Annotated in this window: 25 protein-coding genes and 4 tRNA genes; 13 read left to right on the forward strand and 16 right to left on the reverse strand. The window is 70.7% G+C overall.

The window, feature by feature from the left end:
* Positions 1 to 97: 97 nt before the first annotated feature.
* Together purF and purM are read left to right on the forward strand one after the other, a co-directional pair.
* Positions 98 to 1,687 carry an amidophosphoribosyltransferase gene (gene purF, locus ACIHEI_RS08580; RefSeq protein ID WP_396606107.1) on the forward strand — a complete coding sequence of 530 codons (1,590 nt, stop codon included), beginning with the start codon at positions 98 to 100 and terminating at the stop codon, positions 1,685 to 1,687.
* Between the two features lie 94 nt (positions 1,688 to 1,781).
* Positions 1,782 to 2,858, forward strand: a complete 1,077-nt coding sequence (gene purM / locus ACIHEI_RS08585) for a phosphoribosylformylglycinamidine cyclo-ligase (protein ID WP_396606108.1) — start codon at positions 1,782 to 1,784, stop codon at positions 2,856 to 2,858.
* Between the two features lie 153 nt (positions 2,859 to 3,011).
* On the opposite strand, the gene ACIHEI_RS08590 is transcribed toward purM, so the two are convergent.
* A complete protein-coding gene (locus ACIHEI_RS08590; RefSeq protein WP_387640400.1) occupies positions 3,012 to 3,251 on the reverse strand; it encodes a DUF3073 domain-containing protein in 240 nt (79 codons plus the stop codon).
* A gap of 373 nt (positions 3,252 to 3,624) precedes the next feature.
* Entirely contained in the window at positions 3,625 to 4,767 is a 1,143-nt protein-coding gene (locus ACIHEI_RS08595; protein WP_392953272.1) for a Glu/Leu/Phe/Val dehydrogenase dimerization domain-containing protein, read from the reverse strand.
* A 170-nt stretch (positions 4,768 to 4,937) separates the two neighbouring features.
* Between ACIHEI_RS08595 and ACIHEI_RS08600 the strand changes: the two genes are divergently transcribed.
* Both ACIHEI_RS08600 and bldC read left to right on the forward strand, forming a co-directional pair.
* Positions 4,938 to 5,867: a hypothetical protein gene (locus ACIHEI_RS08600; RefSeq protein ID WP_392953274.1), complete on the forward strand. Its 930-nt coding sequence runs from the start codon at positions 4,938 to 4,940 to the stop codon at positions 5,865 to 5,867.
* A gap of 494 nt (positions 5,868 to 6,361) precedes the next feature.
* A complete protein-coding gene (gene bldC / locus ACIHEI_RS08605; RefSeq protein ID WP_030459248.1) occupies positions 6,362 to 6,568 on the forward strand; it encodes a developmental transcriptional regulator BldC in 207 nt (68 codons plus the stop codon).
* Positions 6,569 to 6,931: 363 nt separating this feature from the next.
* Here bldC and ACIHEI_RS08610 read toward each other — a convergent pair.
* Positions 6,932 to 7,005, reverse strand: a tRNA-Asp gene (locus ACIHEI_RS08610).
* Positions 7,006 to 7,099: 94 nt separating this feature from the next.
* The gene (hrpA, locus tag ACIHEI_RS08615; protein ID WP_396606109.1) at positions 7,100 to 11,062 is read right to left on the reverse strand and encodes an ATP-dependent RNA helicase HrpA; all 3,963 of its coding nucleotides are present in this window, start codon (positions 11,060 to 11,062) and stop codon (positions 7,100 to 7,102) included.
* A gap of 199 nt (positions 11,063 to 11,261) precedes the next feature.
* Between hrpA and ACIHEI_RS08620 the strand changes: the two genes are divergently transcribed.
* The 5 genes from ACIHEI_RS08620 (at position 11,262) to ACIHEI_RS08640 (ending at position 15,206) form a co-directional block, all read left to right on the forward strand.
* Complete coding sequence (locus tag ACIHEI_RS08620; RefSeq protein WP_387640409.1) at positions 11,262 to 11,627, forward strand: hypothetical protein; 366 nt, start codon at positions 11,262 to 11,264, stop codon at positions 11,625 to 11,627.
* A 67-nt stretch (positions 11,628 to 11,694) separates the two neighbouring features.
* Positions 11,695 to 12,876 (forward strand): hypothetical protein, encoded by a 1,182-nt coding sequence (locus ACIHEI_RS08625; protein ID WP_396606110.1) that lies wholly within the window; start codon positions 11,695 to 11,697, stop codon positions 12,874 to 12,876.
* Positions 12,877 to 13,013: 137 nt separating this feature from the next.
* Positions 13,014 to 14,225 carry a hypothetical protein gene (locus ACIHEI_RS08630; protein ID WP_396606111.1) on the forward strand — a complete coding sequence of 404 codons (1,212 nt, stop codon included), beginning with the start codon at positions 13,014 to 13,016 and terminating at the stop codon, positions 14,223 to 14,225.
* 134 nt (positions 14,226 to 14,359) lie between these two features.
* Entirely contained in the window at positions 14,360 to 14,728 is a 369-nt protein-coding gene (locus ACIHEI_RS08635) for a VOC family protein (RefSeq protein WP_396606112.1), read from the forward strand.
* A gap of 43 nt (positions 14,729 to 14,771) precedes the next feature.
* Complete coding sequence (locus tag ACIHEI_RS08640; RefSeq protein ID WP_396606113.1) at positions 14,772 to 15,206, forward strand: PGPGW domain-containing protein; 435 nt, start codon at positions 14,772 to 14,774, stop codon at positions 15,204 to 15,206.
* Between the two features lies 1 nt (position 15,207).
* Here the strand turns inward: ACIHEI_RS08640 and ACIHEI_RS08645 are convergent, their stop codons facing one another.
* The 4 genes from ACIHEI_RS08645 to ACIHEI_RS08660 all read right to left on the reverse strand — a co-directional run bounded on the left by ACIHEI_RS08645 (position 15,208) and on the right by ACIHEI_RS08660 (position 18,125).
* Positions 15,208 to 15,894, reverse strand: coding sequence for an oxygenase MpaB family protein (locus ACIHEI_RS08645; RefSeq protein WP_396606114.1), 687 nt, complete (start codon positions 15,892 to 15,894; stop codon positions 15,208 to 15,210).
* A complete protein-coding gene (locus ACIHEI_RS08650) occupies positions 15,891 to 17,123 on the reverse strand; it encodes an MAB_1171c family putative transporter (protein ID WP_387640424.1) in 1,233 nt (410 codons plus the stop codon). The genes ACIHEI_RS08645 and ACIHEI_RS08650 overlap by 4 nt, the downstream gene beginning before the upstream one ends.
* Positions 17,116 to 17,592: a hypothetical protein gene (locus ACIHEI_RS08655; protein ID WP_396606115.1), complete on the reverse strand. Its 477-nt coding sequence runs from the start codon at positions 17,590 to 17,592 to the stop codon at positions 17,116 to 17,118. Before ACIHEI_RS08655 ends, ACIHEI_RS08650 begins: the two co-directional genes overlap by 8 nt.
* 95 nt (positions 17,593 to 17,687) lie before the next feature.
* The gene (locus ACIHEI_RS08660) at positions 17,688 to 18,125 is read right to left on the reverse strand and encodes a helix-turn-helix domain-containing protein (protein ID WP_387640429.1); all 438 of its coding nucleotides are present in this window, start codon (positions 18,123 to 18,125) and stop codon (positions 17,688 to 17,690) included.
* 409 nt (positions 18,126 to 18,534) lie between these two features.
* Between ACIHEI_RS08660 and ACIHEI_RS08665 the strand changes: the two genes are divergently transcribed.
* On the forward strand, positions 18,535 to 19,563 hold the full coding sequence (locus ACIHEI_RS08665) for a glycosyltransferase family 2 protein (protein WP_396606116.1): 1,029 nt from the start codon (positions 18,535 to 18,537) through the stop codon (positions 19,561 to 19,563).
* A 36-nt stretch (positions 19,564 to 19,599) separates the two neighbouring features.
* Here ACIHEI_RS08665 and ACIHEI_RS08670 read toward each other — a convergent pair whose 3' ends face one another.
* The gene (locus ACIHEI_RS08670; protein ID WP_396606117.1) at positions 19,600 to 19,851 is read right to left on the reverse strand and encodes a hypothetical protein; all 252 of its coding nucleotides are present in this window, start codon (positions 19,849 to 19,851) and stop codon (positions 19,600 to 19,602) included.
* A 15-nt stretch (positions 19,852 to 19,866) separates the two neighbouring features.
* On the opposite strand from ACIHEI_RS08670, the gene ACIHEI_RS08675 reads away from it, so the two are divergent.
* On the forward strand, positions 19,867 to 20,118 hold the full coding sequence (locus ACIHEI_RS08675) for a hypothetical protein (protein ID WP_396606118.1): 252 nt from the start codon (positions 19,867 to 19,869) through the stop codon (positions 20,116 to 20,118).
* A 227-nt stretch (positions 20,119 to 20,345) separates the two neighbouring features.
* Here the strand turns inward: ACIHEI_RS08675 and ACIHEI_RS08680 are convergent, their stop codons facing one another.
* Complete coding sequence (locus ACIHEI_RS08680; RefSeq protein WP_396606119.1) at positions 20,346 to 20,891, reverse strand: Uma2 family endonuclease; 546 nt, start codon at positions 20,889 to 20,891, stop codon at positions 20,346 to 20,348.
* A gap of 211 nt (positions 20,892 to 21,102) precedes the next feature.
* Between ACIHEI_RS08680 and ACIHEI_RS08685 the strand changes: the two genes are divergently transcribed.
* The gene (locus ACIHEI_RS08685) at positions 21,103 to 22,236 is read left to right on the forward strand and encodes a hypothetical protein (RefSeq protein WP_396606120.1); all 1,134 of its coding nucleotides are present in this window, start codon (positions 21,103 to 21,105) and stop codon (positions 22,234 to 22,236) included.
* A 10-nt stretch (positions 22,237 to 22,246) separates the two neighbouring features.
* Here the strand turns inward: ACIHEI_RS08685 and ACIHEI_RS08690 are convergent, their stop codons facing one another.
* The 6 genes from ACIHEI_RS08690 to ACIHEI_RS08715 form a co-directional block, all read right to left on the reverse strand.
* On the reverse strand, positions 22,247 to 22,639 hold the full coding sequence (locus ACIHEI_RS08690) for a type II toxin-antitoxin system VapC family toxin (RefSeq protein ID WP_396606121.1): 393 nt from the start codon (positions 22,637 to 22,639) through the stop codon (positions 22,247 to 22,249).
* Positions 22,636 to 22,863: a FitA-like ribbon-helix-helix domain-containing protein gene (locus tag ACIHEI_RS08695; RefSeq protein ID WP_195911043.1), complete on the reverse strand. Its 228-nt coding sequence runs from the start codon at positions 22,861 to 22,863 to the stop codon at positions 22,636 to 22,638. The genes ACIHEI_RS08690 and ACIHEI_RS08695 overlap by 4 nt, the downstream gene beginning before the upstream one ends.
* 143 nt (positions 22,864 to 23,006) lie before the next feature.
* A tRNA-Phe gene (locus ACIHEI_RS08700) sits at positions 23,007 to 23,080 on the reverse strand.
* 32 nt (positions 23,081 to 23,112) lie between these two features.
* Positions 23,113 to 23,186, reverse strand: a tRNA-Asp gene (locus tag ACIHEI_RS08705).
* A gap of 42 nt (positions 23,187 to 23,228) precedes the next feature.
* Positions 23,229 to 23,301 (reverse strand) — tRNA-Glu (locus ACIHEI_RS08710).
* Positions 23,302 to 23,409: 108 nt separating this feature from the next.
* A complete protein-coding gene (locus ACIHEI_RS08715; protein ID WP_387640729.1) occupies positions 23,410 to 23,751 on the reverse strand; it encodes a metallopeptidase family protein in 342 nt (113 codons plus the stop codon).
* Positions 23,752 to 23,933: 182 nt separating this feature from the next.
* Here ACIHEI_RS08715 and ACIHEI_RS08720 point away from each other — a divergent pair, with 182 nt between their 5' ends.
* Complete coding sequence (locus tag ACIHEI_RS08720) at positions 23,934 to 24,458, forward strand: hypothetical protein (protein WP_396606122.1); 525 nt, start codon at positions 23,934 to 23,936, stop codon at positions 24,456 to 24,458.
* The last annotated feature ends 234 nt before the right edge of the window (positions 24,459 to 24,692 follow it).

Consider the following 24,692-nt stretch of genomic DNA (forward strand, 5'->3'; position numbering starts at 1 on the left):
CACCGTCCGTGTCGAAAACTGGTAAGGGGCGGGGTCTACGCGCGTACCGCGAGGCTGCCATCAGGGCGTTCCCGCCGACTGCCCTAGACTCGGAGACGTGCCACGTGGTGACGGACGACTCAACCACGATCTTCTTCCCGGTGAGAAAGGCCCCCAGGACGCTTGTGGCGTCTTCGGTGTCTGGGCTCCCGGCGAGGAGGTCGCCAAGCTCACGTACTTCGGCCTCTATGCCCTGCAGCACCGCGGACAGGAATCCGCGGGCATTGCGGTGAGCAACGGCTCCCAGATTCTCGTCTTCAAGGACATGGGACTTGTCTCCCAGGTCTTCGACGAGACCTCCCTGGGGTCGCTGCACGGGCATATCGCCGTCGGACATGCCCGCTACTCGACCACCGGGTCCTCGGTCTGGGAGAACGCCCAGCCGACCTTCCGGGCGACCGCCAACGGTTCGCTGGCCCTCGGTCACAACGGAAACCTGGTCAACACCGCCGAACTCGCGGCGAAGGTCGCCGAACTGCCCGGCGAGGAGCACGTCTCCCGCTCCGGGCGGACCGCGGCGACCAACGACACCGACCTGCTGACCGCTCTGCTGGCAGGCCACGCCGAGCTGACCATCGAGGAAGCCGCGCAGCAGGTGCTGCCGGGCGTCAAGGGCGCGTTCTCGCTGGTCTTCATGGACGAGCACACGCTCTACGCCGCCCGTGACCCGCAGGGCATCCGCCCGCTGGTGCTCGGCCGGATCGAGCGCGGCTGGGTGGTCGCCTCCGAGACCTCGGCCCTCGACATCGTCGGCGCCAGCTTCATCCGCGAGGTGGAGCCCGGCGAGCTGATCGCCATCGACGAGAACGGCATGCGCTCCTCGCGCTTCGCCGAGGCCAAGCCCAAGGGCTGCGTCTTCGAGTACGTGTACCTGGCCCGCCCGGACACCTCGATCGCCGGCCGCAACGTGCACCTCTCCCGGGTGGAGATGGGCCGCAAGCTGGCCGCCGAGGCCCCCGCCGACGCCGACCTGGTGATAGCGACTCCCGAATCCGGCACCCCCGCCGCGATCGGCTACGCCGAGGCCAGCGGGATCCCGTTCGGCTCCGGCCTGGTGAAGAACGCCTACGTGGGCCGCACCTTCATCCAGCCCAACCAGACCATCCGCCAGCTGGGCATCCGGCTGAAGCTCAACCCGCTCAAGGAAGTCATCCGGGGCAAGCGCCTGGTGGTCGTGGACGACTCGATCGTCCGCGGCAACACCCAGCGCGCGCTGGTGCGGATGCTCCGCGAGGCCGGTGCGGCCGAGGTCCACATCCGGATCTCCTCGCCGCCGGTGAAGTGGCCGTGCTTCTTCGGCATCGACTTCGCCACCCGCGCCGAGCTGATCGCCAACGGCCTGTCGGTCGACGAGATCGGCCGCTCGCTGGGCGCCGACTCGCTGGCCTACATCTCCATCGAGGGGATGATCGAGGCCACCAAGCAGCCCAAGGACAACCTCTGCCGGGCCTGCTTCGACGGCGAGTACCCGATGGAGCTGCCGGACCCGGCGCTGCTCGGCAAGCTGCTGCTGGAGGCGGAGATCGCCGGCGGCCAGGCCAAGCAGCAGCAGCAGCCCGTCCGCGGCGGCAAGCAGACCAGCGACCTCGACGGCGTGCAGTCGCTGCTGGGCGGCGCCGGCGCGGCGGACGCGCTGCGACGCCCGTAACCAGGCGCACCGCCCCCGGCCTCCGGGCCGGGGGCACCCCGTCCCGGCTCCGGCCGGGGGAGGCAGCACCACCACTTCGAAAGGGCCACACCAGGTGACCAGCAACGAGACCGGGGCGACCTACGCCGCCGCGGGTGTCGACATCGAGGGCGGCGACCGTGCCGTCGAGCTGATGAAGCAGTGGGTGAAGAAGACCAACCGTCCCGAGGTCCTGGGCGGCCTGGGCGGCTTCGCCGGACTGTTCGACGCCTCCGCCTTCAAGCGCTACGAGCGCCCGCTGCTGGCCTCCGCCACCGACGGCGTGGGCACCAAGGTGGCCATCGCCCAGGCCATGGACAAGCACGACACCATCGGCCACGACCTGGTCGGCATGGTCGTCGACGACCTCGTGGTGTGCGGCGCCGAGCCGCTGTTCATGACCGACTACATCTGCGTCGGCAAGGTCGTCCCGGAGCGGGTCGCCGCCATCGTCAAGGGCATCGCCGAGGGCTGCACGCTGGCCGGCTGCTCGCTGATCGGCGGCGAGACCGCCGAGCACCCGGGCCTGCTCGGCCCCGACGAGTACGACGTGGCCGGCGCCGGCACCGGCGTGGTCGAGGCCGACGCGCTGCTCGGCGCGGACCGGGTCCGGGCCGGTGACGTGGTCATCGCGATGGCCGCCTCCGGCCTGCACTCCAACGGCTACTCGCTGGTCCGGCACGTGCTGCTGAACCAGGCCGGCTGGAAGCTCGACCGCCAGGTCGAGGAGTTCGGCCGCACCCTCGGCGAGGAGCTGCTGGAGCCGACCCGGATCTACACCCTGGACTGCCTGGCGCTCACCCGCGCCACCGAGATCCATGCCTTCTCGCACGTCACCGGTGGCGGCCTGGCCGCCAACCTGGCCCGGGTCATCCCGGACCACCTGCACGCCCGCCTGGACCGCGGCACCTGGAGCCCGCTGCCGGTGTTCCAGACCGTCGCCAAGGTCGGCCAGATGCAGACCCTGGAGATCGAGAAGACCCTCAACATGGGCGTCGGCATGGTCGCCGTCGTCCCGCCGGAGTCGGTCGACGTGGTCATGTCGGTGCTGGAGGACCGCGGCGTCGAGGCGTGGCTGCTCGGCGACGTGGTCGAGCGCGACGCGGAGCACGACGGCGGCGCGGCGCTGTACAACGCCTACGAGGCGTTCTGATCCTGGCACGCTGAAGGGCCCCGCCACGGCGGGGCCCTTCTCATGAGCGTGAACCACCGGCTCACGCCACGAACACCGGCTGTCGCGAACAGGTACGCCGAAAACCGGCCCGGCACCCGCAGGGAGTGCCCGGACCGGTCCGGTCGAAGAACGTTACGCGCGGCGACGAGTCGGAGGGGTGTCCTCGTCGTCGTCGTCCTCGTCGTCGTACATGTCCGCGTACGCCGCGTAGGGGTCGTCCTCGTCGTCGTCCTCGATCGGCTCAGGCTCGATCGCGGTGGACGGAGATACACCCAGCTCGTGAGACAGACGGTTAGCGTCGAACCCGCCGCTGTTGTACTTCAGCTCGCGGGCGACCTTCGTCTGCTTGGCCTTGGCCCGGCCGCGCCCCATGGGTCGACCCCCTCAACGGTGGGGCTCACGGCCCCGAGTCTGACACGTGTTGATGATCAGGTCCGGCCTGCCCGAAGTGGGAAACCGTCCCTTGGAGCATTAACGGTACCTGCTTCCGCCGCCGGACGGTACGTCGCCGGTGTGACGTGGCGCGCACCCAAGCTCCCTCGAACCAGGTCCGCCCAGGTCAGAGGGGAATTTCGGGGCTTTGGCAGGCTGTCCGGCGCGATGCCGGTCCCGTCGTTCCTGCAGAGATTATCCCCCGAAGGAGGCGCGGTATCGCCCGTTCGGGGGACTAACTGAGAATCCGGTTCCACATCGTGATGCGCGGGGCCGGGCGGCGCCGGCCCCGCGCATCACGAAGCGTGGCGGGTCAGCTCCGGCGGGCGGCCGGCAGCAGGACCGAGCGCAGCGCGCTGATCTCCCGCATCCGCTTCTCGGCGAGCCGGTCGGCGGCCGCCGCCGGCGGGATGCCGTCGGCGGCGGCCCGGGTGAAGATCTCCAGCGTGGTGTCGAAGATCTTCGTCGCCTTGTTCTTCGCCCGGTCGAAGTTGAAACCGTCGATCTCGTCGGCGACCTGGATCACGCCACCGGAGTTCACCAGGTAGTCGGGCGCGTACAGGATGCCGCGGTCGGCGAGGTCCTTCTCCACACCCGCGTGGGCGAGCTGGTTGTTGGCCGCGCCGCAGACGATCGAGGTGCCGGCCGCGCCGAGCGCCCCCACCGTCTCGTCGGTGAGCGCGCCGCCGAGCGCGCACGGGGCGTACACGTCCAGGTCCGAGGCGAGCAGGGCGGCGGTGTCGGCCACCACCTCGACCTCGGGGTGGGCGGCCCGGACCCGGTTCACGGCGGCCTCGGAGACATCGGTGACGACCACGGTGGCGCCGTCCGCGACCAGGTGGCCGACCAGGTAGTGGCCGACCTTGCCGACACCCGCCACGCCGACCCGCTTGCCGCGCAGGGTCGGCTGGCCCCAGCGGGCCTGGGCGGAGGCCCGCATGCCCTGGAAGACGCCGAAGGAGGTGAGGACGGAGGAGTCGCCGGCGCCGCCGTGCTCGGGCGAGCGGCCGGTGACGAACTCGGTCTCCCGGGCGATCACGTCCATGTCCTGGACGTACGTGCCCACGTCGCAGGCGGTGATGTAGCGGCCGCGCAGGGTCTGCACGAAGCGCCCGTAGGCGCGCAGCATCGCCTCGTTCTTGTCCTGGTTCGGGTCGCCGATGATCACGGCCTTGCCGCCGCCGAGGTCGAGCCCGGCGAGGGCGTTCTTGTAGCTCATTCCGCGGGAGAGGTTCAGGGCGTCGGTCAACGCCTCCTCCTCGCTCGCGTACGGGAAGAACCGGGTGCCGCCGAGCGCCGGGCCGAGGGCGGTCGAGTGGATGGCGATGATCGCCTTGAGACCGGTGGAACGGTCGTGGCAGAGCACGACCTGCTCGTGCCCGTCGCCCTCCTGGCCGGTGCCGAAGACTCGGCCCAGCACGCCTGGTGCGGGGTGCGTGGTGTGTACGTCGGTCACGGTGGTGACTCCAGCAATGATGGCCCGCGACGGTGGTGCGGGCGTCTGGTCGAAGCCTAGCTCCGGGGCCGCCTTCGAATCTGCCCCGGGACGGGCCCCGAGCAATAACGATCGAAGCCTTCTCGGCGACACCCTGACGCGTCCCTGAGGCGCATGCGACCATGCGGAGCGTGACCGCCCCGCGCACCTCCGTGCTCCCGCCGTACACCGCCCAGTTGCGGGTCTACGAGCCGTTGGCCGCCTACCCCGAACCGGACCGCGGCCGCTGGCAGGCCTACGCGGCCGCACACGGCCCCGACGCGGACGGGCCGGGCCGGCCGGTGACCGGCGCCGCGCTCGCCGAACAGCGCGCCGCCCTGGCCGCGCTGGCCGCCCTGACGCCCCGTCCGCTGCCCGACCAGGAGGACGGGCAGGCCTACGTCCGGCTCGCGGACGGCGTCACCTACATCTGCCCGTGGACGACCCGGCTGCGCGGCTGGCTGGCCCTGCAGGAGCTGCGCCGCACGCTGCCCGCGCACCTGGTGGACACCGTGCTGCCGTCGCCGCTGCGGGCCGCCGCGGAGGCCGAGCGGGCGCAGTGGCAGCAGGACCACCCCGACGCCCGGCCGTGGATCCGCGCCAGCCGCTGGGAGGTGCCGCTGCACTGGTTCCTGGCGTTCGGCGAGGAGGACCGCCACCACCTGCCGGCCGGCGAGTACGGCTCCGCCGGGGACGGCGAACGGCCGGAGCCCGCCGCGCTGTTCTACCTGACGCCGATGGTGCAGGCCCGCCGCCGGGTGGCCCGGGCCTACCGGGCGCTGCGTACCGCCGTCCCCACGGCCGAGGTGCCGGGCAGCGCGGCCGGTGCGGCGCTCGCGGAGGGGGCGGAGGAGATCGGCCGCTGGCTGGAGGAGTTCCACCCGCGCTCGCTGGTGGAGCTCGACTACGGCGGCCTGGTGCAGCTGCTCGGCCCGCGGGCGCTCGCCGAGGAGCACTCGGTGGGCGAACTCGCGGACGGCCTGGCCGCCCTGCGGACCGGCGACACCGTGGCGGCACAGCGCTGCTACGAGGCCCTGTCGGCGCGCTGGCGGCGGGTGCTGGCACTGAGGCAGGCCTCCTGAGCTTGATCGGCCCGGTGACGGGGGAAGCTCAGAGGGGCTGAGGAGGCGTCAGAAATTGCCCCTGGTCGAATGGAGGTGCGAGGGGAGAGGATGGTCCATACCATTGGGCGGGTTTTTGGGACGATGGTCCCAGATCGGGTCAATAGCCGAGAAACGTGACACTACTCACCGTTGACGCCAACTCAGACCTATGTGCCAAAATGGGACAACCAACCCAAGCCCTCTCGGGCGTGCGCACCGTGACCGGACGTCACCGGTGCGTAACTGTCCGCTATGGGGTGGTCCATGGCCATCCGTCGCCCTTGAACCCGTGAGGGTCAATTTTGACGGTTTGGCCGATAGGGCTGGACGGATGGTGTAGTTGTAGACACCAGGACAAGCCGTTCGTCCTATAACCGACTCGGCCCGTCCGTGCCATTTCGGGCATCACGGGTCAAGGTGCAGAATTTGAAGGATAGAACCGCCCTGGTTCGGTTCTCCCGAGGAGGCCGCTCATGACCGCTCGTACCCCTGACGCCGAGCCCCTGCTGACGCCGGCAGAGGTCGCCACCATGTTCCGCGTGGACCCCAAGACGGTGACCCGCTGGGCCAAGGCCGGCAAGCTCACGTCGATTCGGACCCTCGGCGGCCACCGCCGTTACCGCGAGGCGGAGGTGCGTGCCCTGCTGGCCGGTATTCCGGCCCAGCGCACCGAGGTCTGATCTCAGGCATTTCCCCCGGGCGCCCACTCCCGACTCCGCCGGGTCGGGAACCGCGCTCGGCAGGTCTCAAGGGCCGCCTCTCCGACTCCGCCGGGTCGGGGGAGCGGCCCTTCGGCATGTTCCGGCAGTTCTCGGTGGGTTCGGGGCCGGAATGCGGGATTCCTGTGGGGCTGGTGGGGGTGGGGGGAATTCCCGGTAATGACAGTACAATTTTACATATTAAATCTGGGGCCTTTGCGGGGATGCCCTGGAAGTCGCTTCCTGAAAGGGTGTCAGTGACGGTGATCACAGCACCGTTATCTTGTGCGCGCCCGGAAAAAGCGATAGGGCCCGGAACTCGAAGTTCCGGGCCCTGCGCTCCTGCGATCCCGACGGGACTTGAACCCGCGACCTCCACCTTGACAGGGTGGCGAGCTAACCAACTGCTCCACGGGACCAGTGATCTGATCCTTGTCCGCTTGCTCTCGCTTGCGAACAAGACAGATCGTAACGCATCTCTGCCCCCCAGGTCGAACCGGCTCCGGGCCGGCCTCAGAGGGTTGCCGCGGCGGCCTCCATCGCCTTCAGGATGCGCTTCTCCGACACCGGCGTCGGCGTGCCCAGCCCCTGCGCGAAGAAGCTCACCCGCAGCTCCTCGATCATCCAGCGGACCGACCGGATCTCCGCCGACGGCTCCCGGCCGGCCGGCACCTTCGCCAGCAGCTCGCCGTACGCCTGCTGCACCGCCTGCACCTTCAGCAGGTTCTGCAGGTCGCGCTGCGGATGGTCGGGCAGCGCCTCCAGGCGGCGGTCCACGGCGATCAGATAGCGCTTCAGGTCGCCCAGGCGCTGCCAGCCGGTGTCGGTGACGAAGCCCGGGTGCACCAGCGAGGCCAGGTGCAGGCGGACGTCGTTCACCGCGGACAGCAGCACCGGGCTGGAGACCGACTTCAGCCGGTTCGACGCCTTGTGGAAGCCGATCAGCGCCGCCGCGGTCTTCAGCGTGGTGTCCGCCGACAGCTCGTACAGGTCCGCCCGGACCTTGTCGTACAGCGTCGTGAACGCATCCAACTCCCAGGCCACGCCGCCCGACAGGGTCATCAGGCGGTCGGTGGCGGCCGCCACGATGTCCTCGAACAGCGCCGGGATCGAGCCGTGCGGGTTGTACGACAGCGCCAGCTTCGCCTGATTGCCCAGGCGGCCCTGGATCGACTTGGCGGGCGAGTTGATCTGCAGCATCAGCAGCCGGCGGGTGCCCTCCCACATGGCGCGCTGCTGGGCCTCGGGGGTGTCGAACAGCTTGATGCCGACGCTCGAACCCTCGTCCACCAGCGCCGGGTAGGCGCGCAGCGCGTGGCCGCGCGAGCGCTGCTCGAAGGTGCGCTGCAGGACCGGCAGGTCGGTGGGCCAGGCGGTCAGGCCGGTGCGCTCGATGCCGCGGCCGGACGCCGCGCTGGACAGCGTCGCCGACAGCTTCGGGCGCAGGCCCTGGCGCAGCTCCTCCAGGTCCTTGGACTCGGCGAGCTTCCGCTTGCCGTCCACCACCCGGAAGGTGACCTTCAGGTGGTCGGGGATCCGCTCCTCGTCCCAGGCCTCCGGCGGGACCGGCAGGCCCGACATCCGGTGCAGCACCCGCTCCAGGGTGGGCAGCAACGGCTCCTGGCGGTCGGTCAGCTCGCGCATGGCGGCCCGGGCGTAGTCCGGGGCGGGCACGAAGTTGCGGCGGATCGCCTTCGGCAGCGAGCGGATCCAGGCGGTGACGAGCTCCTCGCGCAGGCCCGGGATCTGCCAGTCGAAGCCGTCCGCGACCACCTGGTTGAGCACTGCGAGCGGGATGTGCACCGTCACACCGTCCGCGTCGCTGCCCGGCTCGAACTGGTAGGTCAGCGGGAAGCGCAGCTTGCCCTGCTGCCAGACGTCCGGGTAGTCGGCCTCGGTGACGCCGTCCGCGGAGTCGTTGATCAGCATCGACTTCTCGAAGCCCAGCAGGTCGGGCTGATCGCGGCGGGTCTTCTTCCACCAGGCGTCGAAGTGCCGGGCGGAGACGATGTCCTCGGGCAGGCGGGCGTCGTAGAAGTCGAACAGGGTCTGGTCGTCGACCATGATGTCCCGGCGGCGGGCCCGGTTCTCCAGCTCCTCGACCTCGTCGAGCAGCCGGCGGTTCTCCGCGAAGAACTTGTGGTGGGTCTCCCAGTCACCCTCCACCAGGGCGGAGCGGATGAACAGTTCGCGGCACAGCTCGGGCTCGACCCGGCCGTAGTTGATCTTGCGCTGGGCGACGATCGGCAGGCCGTACAGGGTGACCTTCTCGTAGGCCAGCACCGCGCCGGCCTTCTTCTCCCAGTGCGGCTCGCTGTAGCTGCGCTTGATCAGGTGCGGGGCGAGCGGCTCCACCCACTCCGGCTCGATCTTCGCGTTGATCCGGGCCCACAGCCGGGAGGTCTCCACCAGCTCGGCGGACATCACCCAGCGCGGCGGCTTCTTGAACAGCCCCGAACCGGGGAACACCGCGAACCGGGCGCCCCGGGCGCCCGCGTACTCGCGCTTCTCCACGTCGAACAGGCCGAGGTGGGACAGCAGGCCGGAGAGCAGCGCCTGGTGGATCCGGTCCGCGTCCGGCTCGGCGTCCTCATGGGGCTCCTCGATGGTGACGCCGAGCTGCTTGGCGATGGTGCGCAGCTGGACGTAGACGTCCTGCCACTCCCGTATCCGCAGGTAGTTGAGGAACTCGGACTTGCACATCCGGCGGAACGCGGAGGAGGACAGCTCCTTCTGCTGCTCCCTGACGTAGCGCCACATCGCCAGGTAGGAGAGGAAGTCGGAGGTCTCCGAGTGGAAGCGGCGGTGCCGTTCGTCGGCGGCCTGGCGCTTCTCGGCGGGGCGTTCGCGCGGGTCCTGGATGGACAGTGCGGAGGCGATCACCATCACGTCGCGGACGCAGCCGAGACGGTCGGCCTCCAGCACCATGCGGGCCATCCTCGGGTCGACCGGGAGCTGCGCGAGCTTGCGGCCGAGCGGGGTGAGGCGCTTGCGGTGGTCCTTCTCGGCCGGGTCCAGCGCACCCAGCTCGTGCAGCAGGTTGACGCCGTCCTTGATGTTGCGGGAGTCCGGCGGGTCGAGGAACGGGAAAGCGGCGATGTCGCCGAGGTTCGCCGCGGTCATCTGCAGGATGACGGAGGCCAGGTTGGTGCGGAGGATCTCCGCGTCGGTGAACTCGGGGCGGGAGAGGAAGTCCTCCTCCGAGTACAGGCGGATGCAGATGCCGTCCGAGGTGCGGCCGCAGCGGCCCTTGCGCTGGTTGGCGCTGGCCTGGCTGATCGCCTCGATGGGCAGGCGCTGGACCTTGGTGCGGTGGCTGTAGCGGGAGATCCGGGCGGTGCCCGGGTCGATCACGTACTTGATGCCGGGGACGGTCAGCGAGGTCTCGGCGACGTTGGTGGCGAGCACCACCCGGCGCTGCGTGGACCGTTGGAAGACCCGGTGCTGTTCGGCGGAGGAGAGCCGGGCGTACAGCGGGAGGATCTCGGTGAACTTCAGTTTCAGCTTGGTCAGCGCGTCGGCGGTGTCGCGGATCTCGCGCTCGCCGGAGAGGAACACCAGGATGTCGCCCGGGCCTTCGGCCTGGAGCTCCTCGACCGCGTCGCAGATCCCCTGGATCTGGTCGCGGTCGCGGTCGAGCTCCTCTTCCTCGACGTCGTCGTCCAGGAGCGGCCGATATCGGACCTCGACGGGGTAGGTGCGGCCGGAGACCTCGATGATCGGGGCGTCGTCGAAGTGTTCGGCGAAGCGTTCCGGGTCGATGGTGGCCGAGGTGATGATCACCTTGAGGTCGGGGCGGCGGGGGAGCAGCTGCTTGAGGTAGCCGAGCAGGAAGTCGATGTTCAGGCTGCGCTCGTGCGCCTCGTCGATGATCAGGGTGTCGTACTGGCGCAGGTCCCGGTCGGTCTGGATCTCGGCCAGCAGGATGCCGTCCGTCATCAGCTTCACCAGGGTGTCCTGGCCGGCCTGGTCGGTGAACCGGACCTTCCAGCCGACGGCCTCGCCGAGCGGGGTGTTCAGCTCCTCGGCGACGCGCTCGGCGACCGTGCGGGCGGCGATCCGGCGGGGCTGGGTGTGGCCGATCAGGCCCTGGATGCCGCGGCCGAGCTCCAGGCAGATCTTCGGGATCTGGGTGGTCTTTCCGGAGCCGGTCTCGCCCGCCACGATCACCACCTGGTGGTCGCGGACGGCGGCCAGGATCTCGTCCTTCTTCTGCGCGACCGGCAGTTCCTGCGGGTAGCGGATTTCCGGGACCGCCGCCCGGCGGTCGGACACCCGCAGTTCGGAGCGGTCGAAGTCGGCGGCCAGCTCGGCCAGGATCTTGTCGCGGGCCTCGCTCGACCGGACCTTGCGGGTGCCCTCCAGGCGGCGGCCGAGGCGCTGCATGTCGCGCAGCATCAGGCCGGGCAACCGGGCGGCCAGCTCCGCGAGCGTGGGGGCGGGCTGCGGGGCTACGGGAGAACTCACTGCGGGCATCCCTCTAGGTTGCAAAAGTCGGGGCCGGGGCGCACCTCGGTTTTTCGAGCGCTTCCAGTGTCACAGGCGCGGGTGGCGGACCGCGAACACCCGCCCGGAGGTCAACCGCAGGTATTGACGGGCACCCGCCCGTTTCGCTCGAAGGCAGTACTGACTAGCCTGGGGGCAACGGTTTGACGGGGAACAGGGGGAGTTTCTGATGGGCTTTTTTGGCGACGTAGGTGAGGTGTTCAGCGACGTCGGCCACCTGGTCGGCGACGTGGCCAAGGTCGGCAAGGACATCGTCATGGCGCCGGCCGAGATCGCGCACTGGGCGCTCGGCAAGATGTTCGGGGACGCCGACGCCGAGCTGAACAAGATCGCGCAGGAGCTGGCCGAGATGGCCAAGCAGGTCGAGCAGCTGGGTGGGGACGTCAACTCGCTGCTGTCGCACATGTCCTGGCACGGTGCCGCGGCGGACGCGTTCACCGCGCACGCCCAGGGCCGGGTACGGGAGCTGAACGGGGTCGCGGACGAGCTCAACCAGCTCGGCGACTCGGTGAAGCGCCTCGCCAGCGTGCTGTGATCCGGATCCGGACGGTGGAGATCGTCCGGGGCCCGGCCGCGGACGGAGAGCGAGGGGACGTCCTTCGATGACGGGGAACATGTTCGGCTTCCGGCCGGAGGAGCTGCTGCGGATCCAGCGCGACTTCGAGCAGCTCAACCAGCGCATGGCGGAGATGACCCAGCAGGTCGGGCACATCCGGGCGACGGTCGCGAAGGCGGCGGCCACCGATGTGTTCTCCGGCGGCATCCTGGGGATCGTCGGCGCGGGTGCGGTGCTCGCCGAGGTGAAGCGGGATGTCGACGACATCAGCCAGAAGGCCGACGCGCTGATGGAGACCAAGAAGAAGCTCACCCAGGAGCTGGGCCAGGACGCGGCGAAGATCAAGAAGCTCATCGCCCGGTACGCGGCGGTCGAGAAGAAGATCGCCGAGGAGATGAACAAGCCCAAGGGCGAGATCCAGCCGCCGAAGTCGCCGCACACCGGCATCGCCGGTGTGGGCCCCGGCGGGGGTGGCGGCAACAGCGGTGGCGGTGGTGGTGGCGGCGGTCACGCCGAGCAGCCGAAGTCCCCGCACACCGGCACCGACGGCGTCGGCCACGGCGGCGGTGGTGGCGGTGGTGGTGGCGGCGGGAGCCGCGCGCCGCAGCCGAAGTCGCCGAGGACCGGCAACGACAGCGGCGGTGGCGGCGGCACCGGCACGCCGTCCGGCGGGCCCGGTGGGAAGCACGACGGGCCGAAGCTCAAGGACCGCTCGACCGGTGACTGGAACACCAAGATCATCAACGGCAGCGGCTGGGACTCCTGGTCCCACAAGAAGCACCGGAAGAACGGCGAAGGCCTCGGCGTGAAGGCCAGGCCCAATCTGGACGGGCTGTCGGCGGAACGCCGGGCCATGGTGGAGCGCGCGCTGGAACGCGCCGAGCACAAGCTCGGCTACAGCCAGGGCGCCGTCACCAACGGCTACCGGGTGGACTGCTCGGGCCTGGTGTCCTGCGCCTGGGGCCTGCCCGGCCCGGGTCTGAACACCATCGGTCTGATGCAGGGCAACGTGTCGCACCACATCGGGAAGGCCGATCTGCAGCCCGGCGACGCGATGATCTCCAACGATCACACGGTGCTGTTCGGCGGCTGGGTGGACGCTGCCCACACCCGCTACATCGGCATCGAGGACAGCGGCGACGCGGGCATGGTCTCCCGGGAGATCCCCTACCCGTACTTCCACGGCGGCTCGGCCTACCAGCCGTACCGCCGCAACGGCGTCGACTGACGCGGGCTCACCGCATCGGGCCCGGCCTGGGGTTGACCACCCCCGGCCGGGCCCCTTGCGGTCCGCTGCGAGAGACTTGGACCAGTTTTGGGGCGCGCGGCCAGGGGGGCCGTCGCCGTGGCAGGGGGGCGTGTGCGATGACGGGGAATCAGTTCGGCTTCCGGCCGGACGAAATGCTGAAGATCATGCAGGACTTCCAGCAGCTGAACCAGCGCATGGCGGAGATGACCCAGCAGATCGGGCACATCAAGGCCACGGTCGCGAAGGCGGCCGCCACCGACGTGTTCTCCGGTTTCATGGCGGGAGTCGTCGGGGCTGGCGCGGTGCTCTCCGAGGTGAAGCGGGACGTCGACGACATCAGCCAGAAGGCCGACGCGCTGATGCAGACCAAGGAGAAGCTCACCAAGGAGCTCGGCGAGGACGCGGCGAAGCTCAAGAAGACGATCGACCGGTACCACCAGGTCGAGCAGGGCATCGCCGACATCCTCAACAAGCCGCACGGCGAGGGCACGCCGCAGCCGAAGTCGCCGAGCACCGGCATCGCCGGCGTCGGCAACGGCGGTGGCGGCAGCGGTGGCGGCGGGAGCCACCCGGACCAGCCGAAGTCGCCGAACACCGGTGGCGACGGCGCGGGCGGCCACGGCGGTGGCGGCGGTGGCGGCACGGGCGGTGGCGGTGGTGGCGGGAGCCACGCGCCGCAGCCGAAGTCGCCGAACACCGGCGGCGGGGACACCAGCGGCAACGACGGTTCGGGGATCTCCACCCGTCCGGGCGGCCTGCACGACGGCCCGAAGATCAAGGACCGGTCCAGCGGCGACTGGAAGACCACGATGATCAACGGCCGGGGCTGGGACGACTGGTCGCCCACCCACAAGTGGCACCCGCGCAACGGCGGGGGCGTCGGCGTGGTGGACCAGCCGCACCTGGACGGGGTCTCCGACGAGCGCAAGGCGATGGTCGAGCGGGCGATGGAGCGGGTCGAGCGCAAGCTCGGCTACAGCCAGGGCGCCGTCACCAACGGCTACCGGGTCGACTGCTCCGGCTTCGTCTCGGCGGCCTGGGGCCTGTCCACCGCGGGTGGTGGCACCTCGACCGGCCCGCTGATCAGCGAGAGCGCGGGCATCGCGCACCACATCAACAAGAGCGACCTGATGCCCGGCGACGCGCTGGTGATCCACCACGAGAGCGGCGACAAGAACCAGCACGTGGTGCTGTTCGGCGGCTGGGCGGACGCCGCGCACACCAAGGCGATCATCCTGGAGGACTCCGGCAGCAACGGCTGCATCTCGCACGAGGTGGCGATGTCGAAGCTGTCCGGCTACACCGCGATCCGCAAGAACGGCATGTGACCCGGCCGGCGTCCCCCCGGCCCGGGCGCCAGGGGGACGCCGCTGGTCAACCGCTATTGACCTGAAGCACGCTTGAAGTCCTACCGTCGAGGTGCGTGAGATCACCCCGCTCCGGAACGAGAGGCCGTGCAACCATGCCCATAGAGCTCAACCACACCATCGTGGCCGCCCGCGACCGGCGGGCCACCGCCGACTTCCTGACCGGCCTGCTCGGTCTGCCCGAGGCCGAACTCAACGGGCCTTTCCTCGCCGTGCAGTTGGGAAACCGGGTGACGCTCGACGTGATGACCGTCGAGGGCCCGGTCACCCCGCAGCACTACGCGTTCCTGGTCTCCGAGGACGAGTTCGACGCGATCTTCGCCCGGATCGAGGCCCAGGGCCTGACCTACTTCGCCGACCCGTTCTCCCAGCAGCCCGGCCGGGTCAACCACTGGAACGGCGGCCGCGGCGTGTACGTGAAGGACCCGGACGGGCACAGCATCGAGGCACTGACCAGGCCCTGAGCCCTCCCGCCGGTTCACTCGCCGGTCCGGTTACCGTGGAGTGATGAGCGAACAGCAGCGGCCGGCATTCGAAGCGGACCCTGGCACCGTCCACCCGGTGGCCAGGGTGGCCCTCGGGACGGCCGGGGTCACCCTGATCTCGGTCGGCCTGGTGCTGCTGGTGCTGCCCGGCCCGGGCACGCTGCTCCTGCTGGCCGGGCTGATCCTGCTGGCCCGGGCGGTCCCGGCGCTGTCCCGGTACGTCGAGCCGGTCCGGGCGCGGGCGATGGCGGGCGTCGAGGCCAGCGTCGCCTCGCGCTGGCGGATCGCCGGGTCGGTGCTGGCCGGGCTCGGGCTGATCGGCACCGGCGTCGTCGCGGTGCTGGTGCCGAGCCTGCCGCTGGCGGGCTGGGCGACCGGGCTGAGCCTGATGCTGTCGGGCCTGATCCTGCTCGCCCTGATGGTCTGGAGCCACCGCCGGGTGCACGGCTCGCGGTAGTTCAGCGCGCCAGCCGGAAGGCGGTGGCGGCGGCCGCGCGCAGTGGCCAGGCGGGGCGGGGGACGTCGAAGGCGGCCCGCAGCGGGGCGTCCAGCAGGGCGGTGGCGAAGGCCGGGGCGTGCCGGGCCAGTGGGCCGGGCAGGCGGGCCGCGAACAGGCCGGAGACGGCCTGCCAGAGGGCCCGGCCGGCCGGGCTGGGCGCGAACCGGGCGGCCTCGAACTCGCGCATCCAGGCGGCGGTCCCGTCCAGGCCGGGGCCGGGCAGTGCGGGCAGCTCCAGGGCGGCGGCCAGCTCGGCCTGGAAGGCGAACGCGGCCTCCCGCTCGGCGGGCGTCACGCCGCCGTTCCGGGCGGTGAACTCCACCGGGCAGACGGTGAAACAGGCCAGCACGTAGCGCATCAACTCGGCGTCCACGCCAGGCAGTCGGTGCATCGCGGCGAGCTCGGCGACGATCCCCCGGCCAGGGCCGCTGTTCACCCCGTGGCCGATCAGCGCGAACATCATGGCGCCGGTGGCCTTCGCCCGGGCCTTCGGCGCTGACGTCAACTTGCCGGTGGCGGACAGCACTTCGGCGATCTCGGGGACGGCGAAGGTGCGCACGAAGCCGAGCGTCAGGCCGACCCGGGCACGCTGCGGGGCCCGCCGCAGCACCAGCGCGGCGAACGCGTCCCGGGGCGGTTCCGTCACCGTGCCTGCTCGGCCAACGCCCGTTCCAGCAGCGGGGATTGCAGGAACGAGGCGACCAGCACCAGGTGCGCGCGCTCCTCGGCCGGGTCGGCGTCCAGGCCGGGCAGCACCGGCTGCTCCTCGCGCGGGCGCGGCACCGCCCCGGCGGCCAGCGCGCCGACCGCGGAGCGCAGCGCGGCGGCGACCACCAGCGCGTCCCGCTCGTCGGTGCCGAGCGCGGCCTCGGCGGCGAACCGCTCGGCGCCGCGGACCGCCGCCGGGTCGATCCACGGGCGGAGCGTCAGCTGGCCGTCGCGGATCTCCAGGCCACGCCGGGTGGTGCGCCACTCCAGGTCGCGCAGTGCGGCGCGTTCGCGCCAGGCGGGCGACGGGCCCTCCAGGGCGAGTCGGCGGTCGGCCCGGTAGACCAGGTCCCAGAGCGGGCGCAGCGCCCGGAAGTCGCGGCGGCGCTGGGTCCAGGCGGCGCCGGCCGGGCCGGCGAAGCCGAGGGTGATGCCGACCGCGCCGAGCGCGGCGAACAGCGGGCCGAGCGCGGTGCTCAGCCACTCGACGTCATTGACGCCGGCGTACGCGAGGGCGATCGCGGCGAGCTTGCACACCACGTAGCCGCAGGCGGTGAGCGCGCCGGCGGCGATGAACCGGATGCCGCGGCGCAGCCAGCCGGCGGGGAGCCGGGCGGCGTGGCCGAGGCAGACCCGGCCGATGTCGATCAGCGAGAAGGCGTACAGGCCCTGGTAGAGCGTCAGGAACAGGGCGGTGGCGGCGCGCGGGGCGAAGGTGGTGTCGAAGGTGAGCGGCGTCTCGGGCCGGTACGGGCCGCCGATCAGGAACAGCGCCACCAGCACCGGTACCAGCGCGGCGAACACGGCGGTGCGGCGGCGCACCCGCCGCCGCAGCCGGTCGTCCAGCGGCGCCCACACCTCGGTGCCGGAGCGCTCCTCGGGCGGCGACCAGACCAGCGCGAGGACCACGGCGGCGGCGGAGAAGCCGATGATGCCCAGGTAGACCAGCAGGGTGGCCAGGTTGCCGACGCCGGTGACGTGGTCGATCGCCCGGTACAGCAGCGGGGAGGCCAGCAGGAAGGAGGTGGACGGCGAGGCGACCGCCAGGGCGACCACCAGCAGGCCGAAGGACGGCTCGCGCCGCCAGGCCCGCAGCTTCAGCCCGGCCACCACCCAGGCGGCACAGCCGATGCTCAAGTAGGCCAGGTTGTAGGGAAGTTCAGACATGCTGTCCCTTGCGGTGCTCCAGCGCGGGGGCGAGCTGCGAGGTGGTGCCGGCCCCCGGGGCGAGCACCAGGACGCGCATCAGCTCGGCGCCGAGCACCTCCGCCTCCTCTTCGGCGGCGTCGTCGTAGTGCGAGCGGCCGAGCACCAGCCGGAGCATCTCCGGGTCGATGGTGGGCAGTTCGACCAGCGCCGGGTCCTCGTCCGGCGACGGCGGCTCGCTCAGGTGCCCGCACAGCAGGTGCGCCAGTTCGTGGCAGACGATGTGCGCGCGGTGCAGCCCGGAGGTCTCCTGCTCGACGTGGATCACGTCCTCGGTGGACAGCCGTTCCACGAAACCGGACGGCTCGCCGACCCGCATCCGGCGCGGCGCGATCCGGATCGGCCGGTCCAGGTGCGCGGAGACCACTCCGCACAGTTCCTCGACGGTGCTCAGCGGCGGCAGACGCAGTTCGCGCGCCACCGCCCGCATCCGGCGGCGGGTCCTCCCGAGTCCGCTCCCCACACCACGCACGTCGACCCCCTCCGGGCGCCGCCAGTGTCCCAGCGGCACCTGCTGACGCTCCGTCACGTCGTCGGTCCGGCCTCGTCCGACTGGCCGGTGGGCAGGCCGACGGCCCGCCGCAACTGCTCCACAATAGTGAGTGCGGCGTCCTGCATCTCCGGCGGCAGGCCGGCCGCGCGCATGGCGATCCGCTCCACCCGGGCGTCGCGCAGCGCCTCGATCTTGCGCAGGTCGCGCTCGACCGCGCTGGCGGTCTCCGAGTCGGAGAAGTAGTCCAGCGGGACGCCGAAGAACTTGGCGATCCGGACGGCGTTCTCCAGGCTCGGCTTCTGGGTGCCCTTGCGCAGGTTGCCGATGTACGTGCCGCTCAGCCCGGTGCCTTCGGCGATCTCGGAGTCCCGCCAGGGCCGGCCGAGGTCCTTGGGGTAGATCACCGCTATCAGACGCCGGAAACGGCTGGCGAAGTCCAGTGCTTCGGCGCGGGAGGAGTCCGTGGGCATGTGCCGGATCATAGAGGGTTCGTACCCCCGGGCGTATCCCCCCGATAACCCTGTTCTGAACGATCGTTGGGGAATTGGTGCGGAAAGCGTGCGGGCAGGTCGCCGCGGGCGCCCCTTCGTCACTCTTGAATCCACGATAGTTGACACAGCGTGGGCGGGATCGGCAGGATCGGCATCCTGATGCTCGGGCGCCGTTGCCCCACGGGGGTGGGCAGCGGCGCTCGTTCGGCGGGTTGCCGTGCGCCGTCGCGCGCACGCCCCGCGAACCGGAGCTTCCAGGCCCGCCGTCTCGGCGTCATCTTCCGTTAGCTACAAGGCAGTTCCGCGCCGATACGCTCCCCGCGTCCTCGCCCGGCGCCCGTCCGCCAGCACCACTCGGGCGCGCCCCGCCCGAAAGGCCGCGCTGCCGATGGCTCCCCGACTCTCCGTCGTCGTCCCCGTGTACAACGTCGAGCGGTACCTCGTCGACTGCCTGGACTCGATCGCCGACCAGAGCTTCGCCGACTTCGAATGCGTCCTGGTGGACGACGGCTCCACCGACACCAGCGCCGACCTCGCCGAGCAGTACACCGCCCGCGACCCGCGCTTCCGGCTGGTCCGCCAGCCCAACCTGGGCCTCGGCGCGGCCCGCAACACCGGCGTGCGCCACCTCACCGCCGGCACCGAGTACCTGGCCTTCGTCGACAGCGACGACACCCTGCCCACCCACGCCTACCGGCTGATGATCGGCACCCTGGACGAGACCGGCTCCGACTTCGCCGCCGGCAACGCGCTGCGGCTGCGCAGCACCGGACTCGAACCCTCGCACGCGCACCGCCGCCCGTTCGCCGAGACCCGGCTGCGCACCCACGTCCGCGAACTGCCCGCCCTGGTCACCGACCGCACCGCCTGGAACAAGGTCTACCGCCGCACCTTCTACGCCGCGGCCGGCCTCGAGTACCCCGAGGGCATGCTGTACGAGGACGCCCCCGTCAGCGTCCCGCACCACTTCCTGGCGACCAGCGTCGACGTGCTGTCCGAGCCGGTCTACCACTGGCGGATCCGCGAGGACGGCGACCGCTCCATCACCCAGCGCCGCACCGACCCGCGCGGCCTGGCCGACCGGGTGCGCTCCATCGAACTCGTCCGCGGCTGGCTGCTGGACCGCCCCGAACCCGCCTTCCGCGAGGACCTGCGGGCCTACGACCACAACACCCTGGTCGAGGAGATCCCGATGTTCTTCTGGACCGTCCCCGACGGCGACCGCGACTACCGGCACGCCTACCACCGGCACATCACCCGGCTGCTCAGCGCCATCGGCCCCGAACACCTCGCCGCGCTCCCACCCGTGCTGCGCCTCAAGTACCGCCTCACCGTGGCGGGCCGGCTGCACACCCTGTCCGGCGTCCAGCGCGCGCACCGCCGGGTCCGCAACACCCGCAAGGCGCTCCGCCGCTGATCAGCGGGCCCGCCGCCGCAGCAGCGCGGCCGGTGATCAGCGGGCCCGCCGCCGCAGCAGCGCCACCCGGGCCTTCAGCAGCCCCGGGACGAACAGGTAGACCACGGCGGGAACCACCAGGGCGGTGATCGCCAGCACCCGCAGCGGCACCGCCAGGTCGTTCAGCGACGGGCCGAGCAGCAGCTGGACGACCGTGATCGACGGGAAGACGGCCATCCAGGTGATCAGCGCGCGGACGTGCACCGACGGGGCGGGGTGGGTGGTGGCGGCGGCGGCGGTGTCGGCCATGGGGGTCTCCTCGGGGTGTGGGCGCGAACTCGCGCCACCCACTACGAACAGAAGGTCGCCGCCCTCGCCGCCACCTTCGGCGCCGAAGCCTCCCCCCAGGTCGCCGCCTGCCTACTGAGCCTGATCGGCCTCGCCGCCTGGCCCACCGCCGTCCCCCAGATGACCCGCCTCATCCTCGGCACCACCCACCCCGACCTGCGCCCCCACGTCGTCGAGTTCGCCCGCCAGGCCCTGTCCGGCTCCCTTCCGATCCCCGCGGACGCCTGAGGCACGAAAAAGCCCCCGAGCGCGATGCGCTCGGGGGCTTTCTGGCGGTGGCCAGGGCCGGGGTCGAACCGGCGACCTTCCGCTTTTCAGGCCAGGCCGGGGCATCGAGATGCCCCAGTTCGGGAGATCCTGCTGTCCGTAGAAGGCCGCCTTCGGACACCGTCGTTCGGGCCGATTGGCGTCAGCGTTGGCGTCAACCGGCGTCGCTTCGCACGTGCTGGGCGTGCTCAGTAGGGGAGCAGGCCGGTCGTGATCAGCTCGAAGTCGAACGGCTCCGGGATATGGATGGTCTCGCCGAACGCGATGTCCTCGCGGCGGTGGTACTTCGTGCTGTCGGGTCGGCTGAAGAGCGTGACCGCCTTCTCCCTTGCGTCGATCACGAGGTAGAGAGGGATTCTCATGAGCGGGTAGTCCCGTACCTTCCCCACCCAGTCGTTCTCCGGGTTGGACGGTGAGACCAGTTCGACGGCAATCGCAGCAACCTCGGCAGGAACCTGGTTGTCCCTGGTCGTGAGTGCATCGTCCGGCAGGTACGTCAGGTCGGGATTGCGGCTCTTGCCGACATTGGGCGAGACGAGGTCCGTGTTCTCGCTGGGCAGTAGTCCCGCCGGGGCGTGCGCGTCGAACTGGCGGCGCACCACCAAGAGATTCCGTTGGTGAATACCCGAGGGGCTGACCGTCATGACGATGGTGTCGCCGGAAAGTTCGACCTTGAACCCGTCAGGCAGGCTCCTGCGGGCCTCTTCAAGGAGCGCGAAGTGCTCGGGGTTCATGCGCGGTGCCCTTCCGGGTGAGTCAGCCGATGCTCCAGCCTAGTTGGCGAGTTTGCCGTCGGCCGGGTCTTTCATCTCCGCGCCAGGTTCAGCCGAGAAGTGCACGGGTCGGTCCCGGTCGGCCGGCGTGGCAGCTGACTGTGGGTGCATGCCTGCCTCGGCTTGGCGGATTTCATCATCGGGGATCAGGGGACCCGCTAGGGTCGCGGCAATGAGTGAGTACCAGTACTACGAGTTCCTGGCGATCGACCGCCCGCTGACCCGCGCGGAGCAGGAAGAACTGCGATCGCTGTCGACCCGGGCCCGGATCACCGCGACCAGCTTCATCAACGACTACCAGTGGGGCAACTTCCGAGGCGACCCCAGGCGGATGGTGGAGCAGTACTACGACGCTCACCTCTACGTGACCAACTGGGGAACCCACCAGGTGATCCTGCGCCTGCCCAAGGGACAGCTCACGCAGCGAGCGGTGGAGCCGTACTGCTTCGACGAGTGTTTCGAGGCGTGGACGACCGAGACCCACCTCATCCTCGACCTGCGCAGTGAGGACGAGAGCGGAGACTGGAACGAGGGTGCCGAGGACTCGCTCGGCGCCATCGCCGGGGTTCGGGCCGAGCTGCTCTCCGGGGACCACCGCGCCCTGTACCTCGCGTGGCTGTCCGGCATCGGCGCCTGGGCGCTCCAGGACGACGACGAGGAGGCTTACCAGGACGAGGTCGAGCCCCCGGTCCCGGTTGGGCTCGACCGGCTCACCGCACCGCAGCGAGCGCTCGCGGACTTCCTGCGCGTCGACGCCGACCTGCTGGCGGTCGCCGCCCAGGCCAGCCCGCCCGCCCCCGCATCTCGGAAGAGGCCCGGGAAGAAGGAGCTGGCGCCGCTGATCGCCGCGCTTCCCGAGAAGGAGAAGAACGATCTGCTGTTGCGCCTCGCGCTGGGTGATGAGCCTCAGTTGGGAACCGAACTCGTACGCCGGCTGCGCGGCGAGCTGCCCGTCGCGACGGTGCCGGGGCAGCGCACTGCCGCCGAACTGCTGGACGCCGCGCATGCGCTGGCCACCGAGCGTCGGCAGCGCGCCGAGCGGATTCGAGTCGAGGCACGGGCAAAGAAGCTCACCGCCCTGGCCGCCGACGAGGAAGCGATCTGGCACGAGGTCGAGAACCACGTCGCCCGTAAACAGACGGCCCGCTACGACACCGCCGTGGCCCTCCTGGTCGAGCTCCGCGACGCCTGTGACCACACCGGGCGCAGCCTTGAGTTCCGGCAGCGGCTGGCCGCGCTCCGCGACCGGTACCGGCACCTACCCGGCCTGCTGCGCCGGCTCGACGACCGGGCCCTGCAGGGCTGATGCCCGTCCGTCAGTTGATTACTTCGATGACGCACCGTGCCCCGGAACCTCGCTGCAGCTTGGCGTCGCCAGTGACCAGAGGTACGCCCAGATGCTCGGCAAGGGCTACATACGCGGCGTCATATGCGGTGAAGTTCCCTCGGAGTTCCCAGATCCGTGGCAGGAGCTCCGTGTGCTGGGCTCGCTGAATCGGCAGTGAGGGCAACAGCCGAAGTGCGCGATCCGCGTCGGCGAACTCGATCTTTCGGCCGAGCAGCAGCCCCCGGACGGCACTCGTGGCCTCAATGTCGATCAGCGCTGGGGCGGCGAGGCGTTCTCCCGAAATCCGGCTCGCGCAGGCCTTCCCGACAGAGCCCCGATCAACAAGCGCGGCTACGAGCACCGAGTTGTCGACGACGATCACTCGCCCCGGCCCTCCCGCTGTGCGGCGAGGATGTCGGCCATCGAGACACTGCTCGACAGGTTCTCGCGGGCGGTGGTCAACACCTCCTCGACGGTGGGTTGCGCAGCCTCCTCCTCGAGTCGTAGCCGGAGGTACTCCTGCAGCGATCGTCCCGACTCGTCTGCGCGCCGACGCAGTATCGCGTAGGCCTCGTCGTTCAGGTTCCTGATCTGCACGGTAGCCATGCATGCATAGTAGCGCTGCTCAGCCTTGAATTCAGCGCTATTGCTCTCGGGGTGTGACCGTCCGCTGTGCCGTTGGCGTCAAGCAACGCCAAAATGCCCCCGAAGCGATCTGCTTCGAGGGCATCGTGCCTGGTCAGGCGATGTGGCCAGGGCCGGGGTCGAACCGGCGACCTTCCGCTTTTCAGGCGGACGCTCGTACCAACTGAGCTACCTGGCCGTACTGCAACTGCACGCCTCTTGCGAGACGAGCGATCCCGACGGGACTTGAACCCGCGACCTCCACCTTGACAGGGTGGCGAGCTAACCAACTGCTCCACGGGACCTCATGCGGATTGCTCCGCACAGGACCTTACTGCGGTACTGCGTACCCCCAACGGGATTCGAACCCGTGCTACCGCCTTGAAAGGGCGGCGTCCTGGGCCACTAGACGATGAGGGCTTGCGGCCCTTCCGGCCGGTTTATCCGGCGTTCGGGGACGTCGAGAAGCATATGGGATGCCGGGCTGGAACGCCAAAACGGTTTCCGGGGGTGGGCGCGGCGGGGGTTTCAGGACCAGCCGAGGTCGTGGAGTTCGTCGTCGTCGAAGCCGAAGTGGTGGGCGACTTCGTGGATGACGGTGATGCGGACCTCCTCGACGGCCTGGTCGCGGGAGTCGCAGTGACGGAGGGTCGGGCCCATGTAGATCAGGATCCGGTCGGGGAGGACGCCGGCGTACCACTCGCCGCGTTCGGTGAGCGGGATGCCCTCGTAGAGGCCGAGCAGTTCGGGGGTGGCGGGGTCGGGTTCGTCCTCGACGAAGACCGCCACGTTGTCCATCATCGCGGCCAGCTGCGGCGGAATCTGGTCCAGCGCGTCGGACACCAGCGCTTCGAACTCGTCCCTGGTCATCTCCACCCGTCCATTGTCGGAGGTCCGTTGACGGGACGCCAGATGATCCGCGCCGGTGCGCCCGCGGGGGGTGGCGCGGGGCTGATGGTCGGCGGTTGCCCGTGTCCCGGTGGGGCGGACGCGCGTTGGGCACCCGAGAACGATTGGCGGCCCGGGCGGGTCGTGCGGGAGGTGGCTCGGTGATGGCGGTTCGGTCGGCGCGGCGACGGGTGGTGGCGGGGGCGGCGATGGCGGCGGTCGCCGTGTTCGGACTGAGCGGCTGCATGTCGGTGGGCGGGCAGCCGCCCGCCGGGCCGGACCGGGTGAAGCCGACCGGCCCGGGGACGGCCACCACGCTCAAGGCCGGCGTGGGGGCCGGTGGGCACCAGGGCGGGCAGCGCGGGGAGCGTGGCGGTGCGCCGAGTGCTGACGGCGCGTCACCCGGCGTGGCGCCGTCCCCGGGGGCGCACGTTCCGGGGCCGACGCCGCCGGCGGTCGGGTTGCAGGGCGCTCCGGTGCCGGTGCCCGGGACGAACGTCGGCACTCCCGGCCCGACCGGCACACCCGCGACGCCGGGAACGCCCGCGCCGACCCCGACCGGTGGCGGCAGCGCGTCCACGCCGACGCCGCCGCAGCCCAGCCCGCCGGAGCCCTCGCATTCGGCCAAGCCCTCGCCGACGCCCAGCGGGACGCCGGCGGAGCCCAGTGAGTCGCCGTCCGGCCACTGAGCGCGACGGGCGGGCACTGAGCGAGACGGGCGGGCCGCCGCCGGGCCCCGAAGCGGCGGCGGAGCCTTGCTTCCGGGGCGCTGGCCAGGGGATTTGCCTCTGATCCGTAGGCTCCCCTATGGTGGTAGATCGTTCGTTTGATCCTATTTGGCTGGCGCTCCTCACACCTTTGAGCGCCCTTGGCGCGTTCCGGCGATCCGTGGCTGACCGCATAGAGGCGGTATTTCCAACAGA

Origin of the sequence: Kitasatospora sp. NPDC051984 (genome assembly GCF_044593455.1) — a bacterium.
Classification (GTDB): Bacteria; Actinomycetota; Actinomycetes; order Streptomycetales; family Streptomycetaceae; genus Kitasatospora.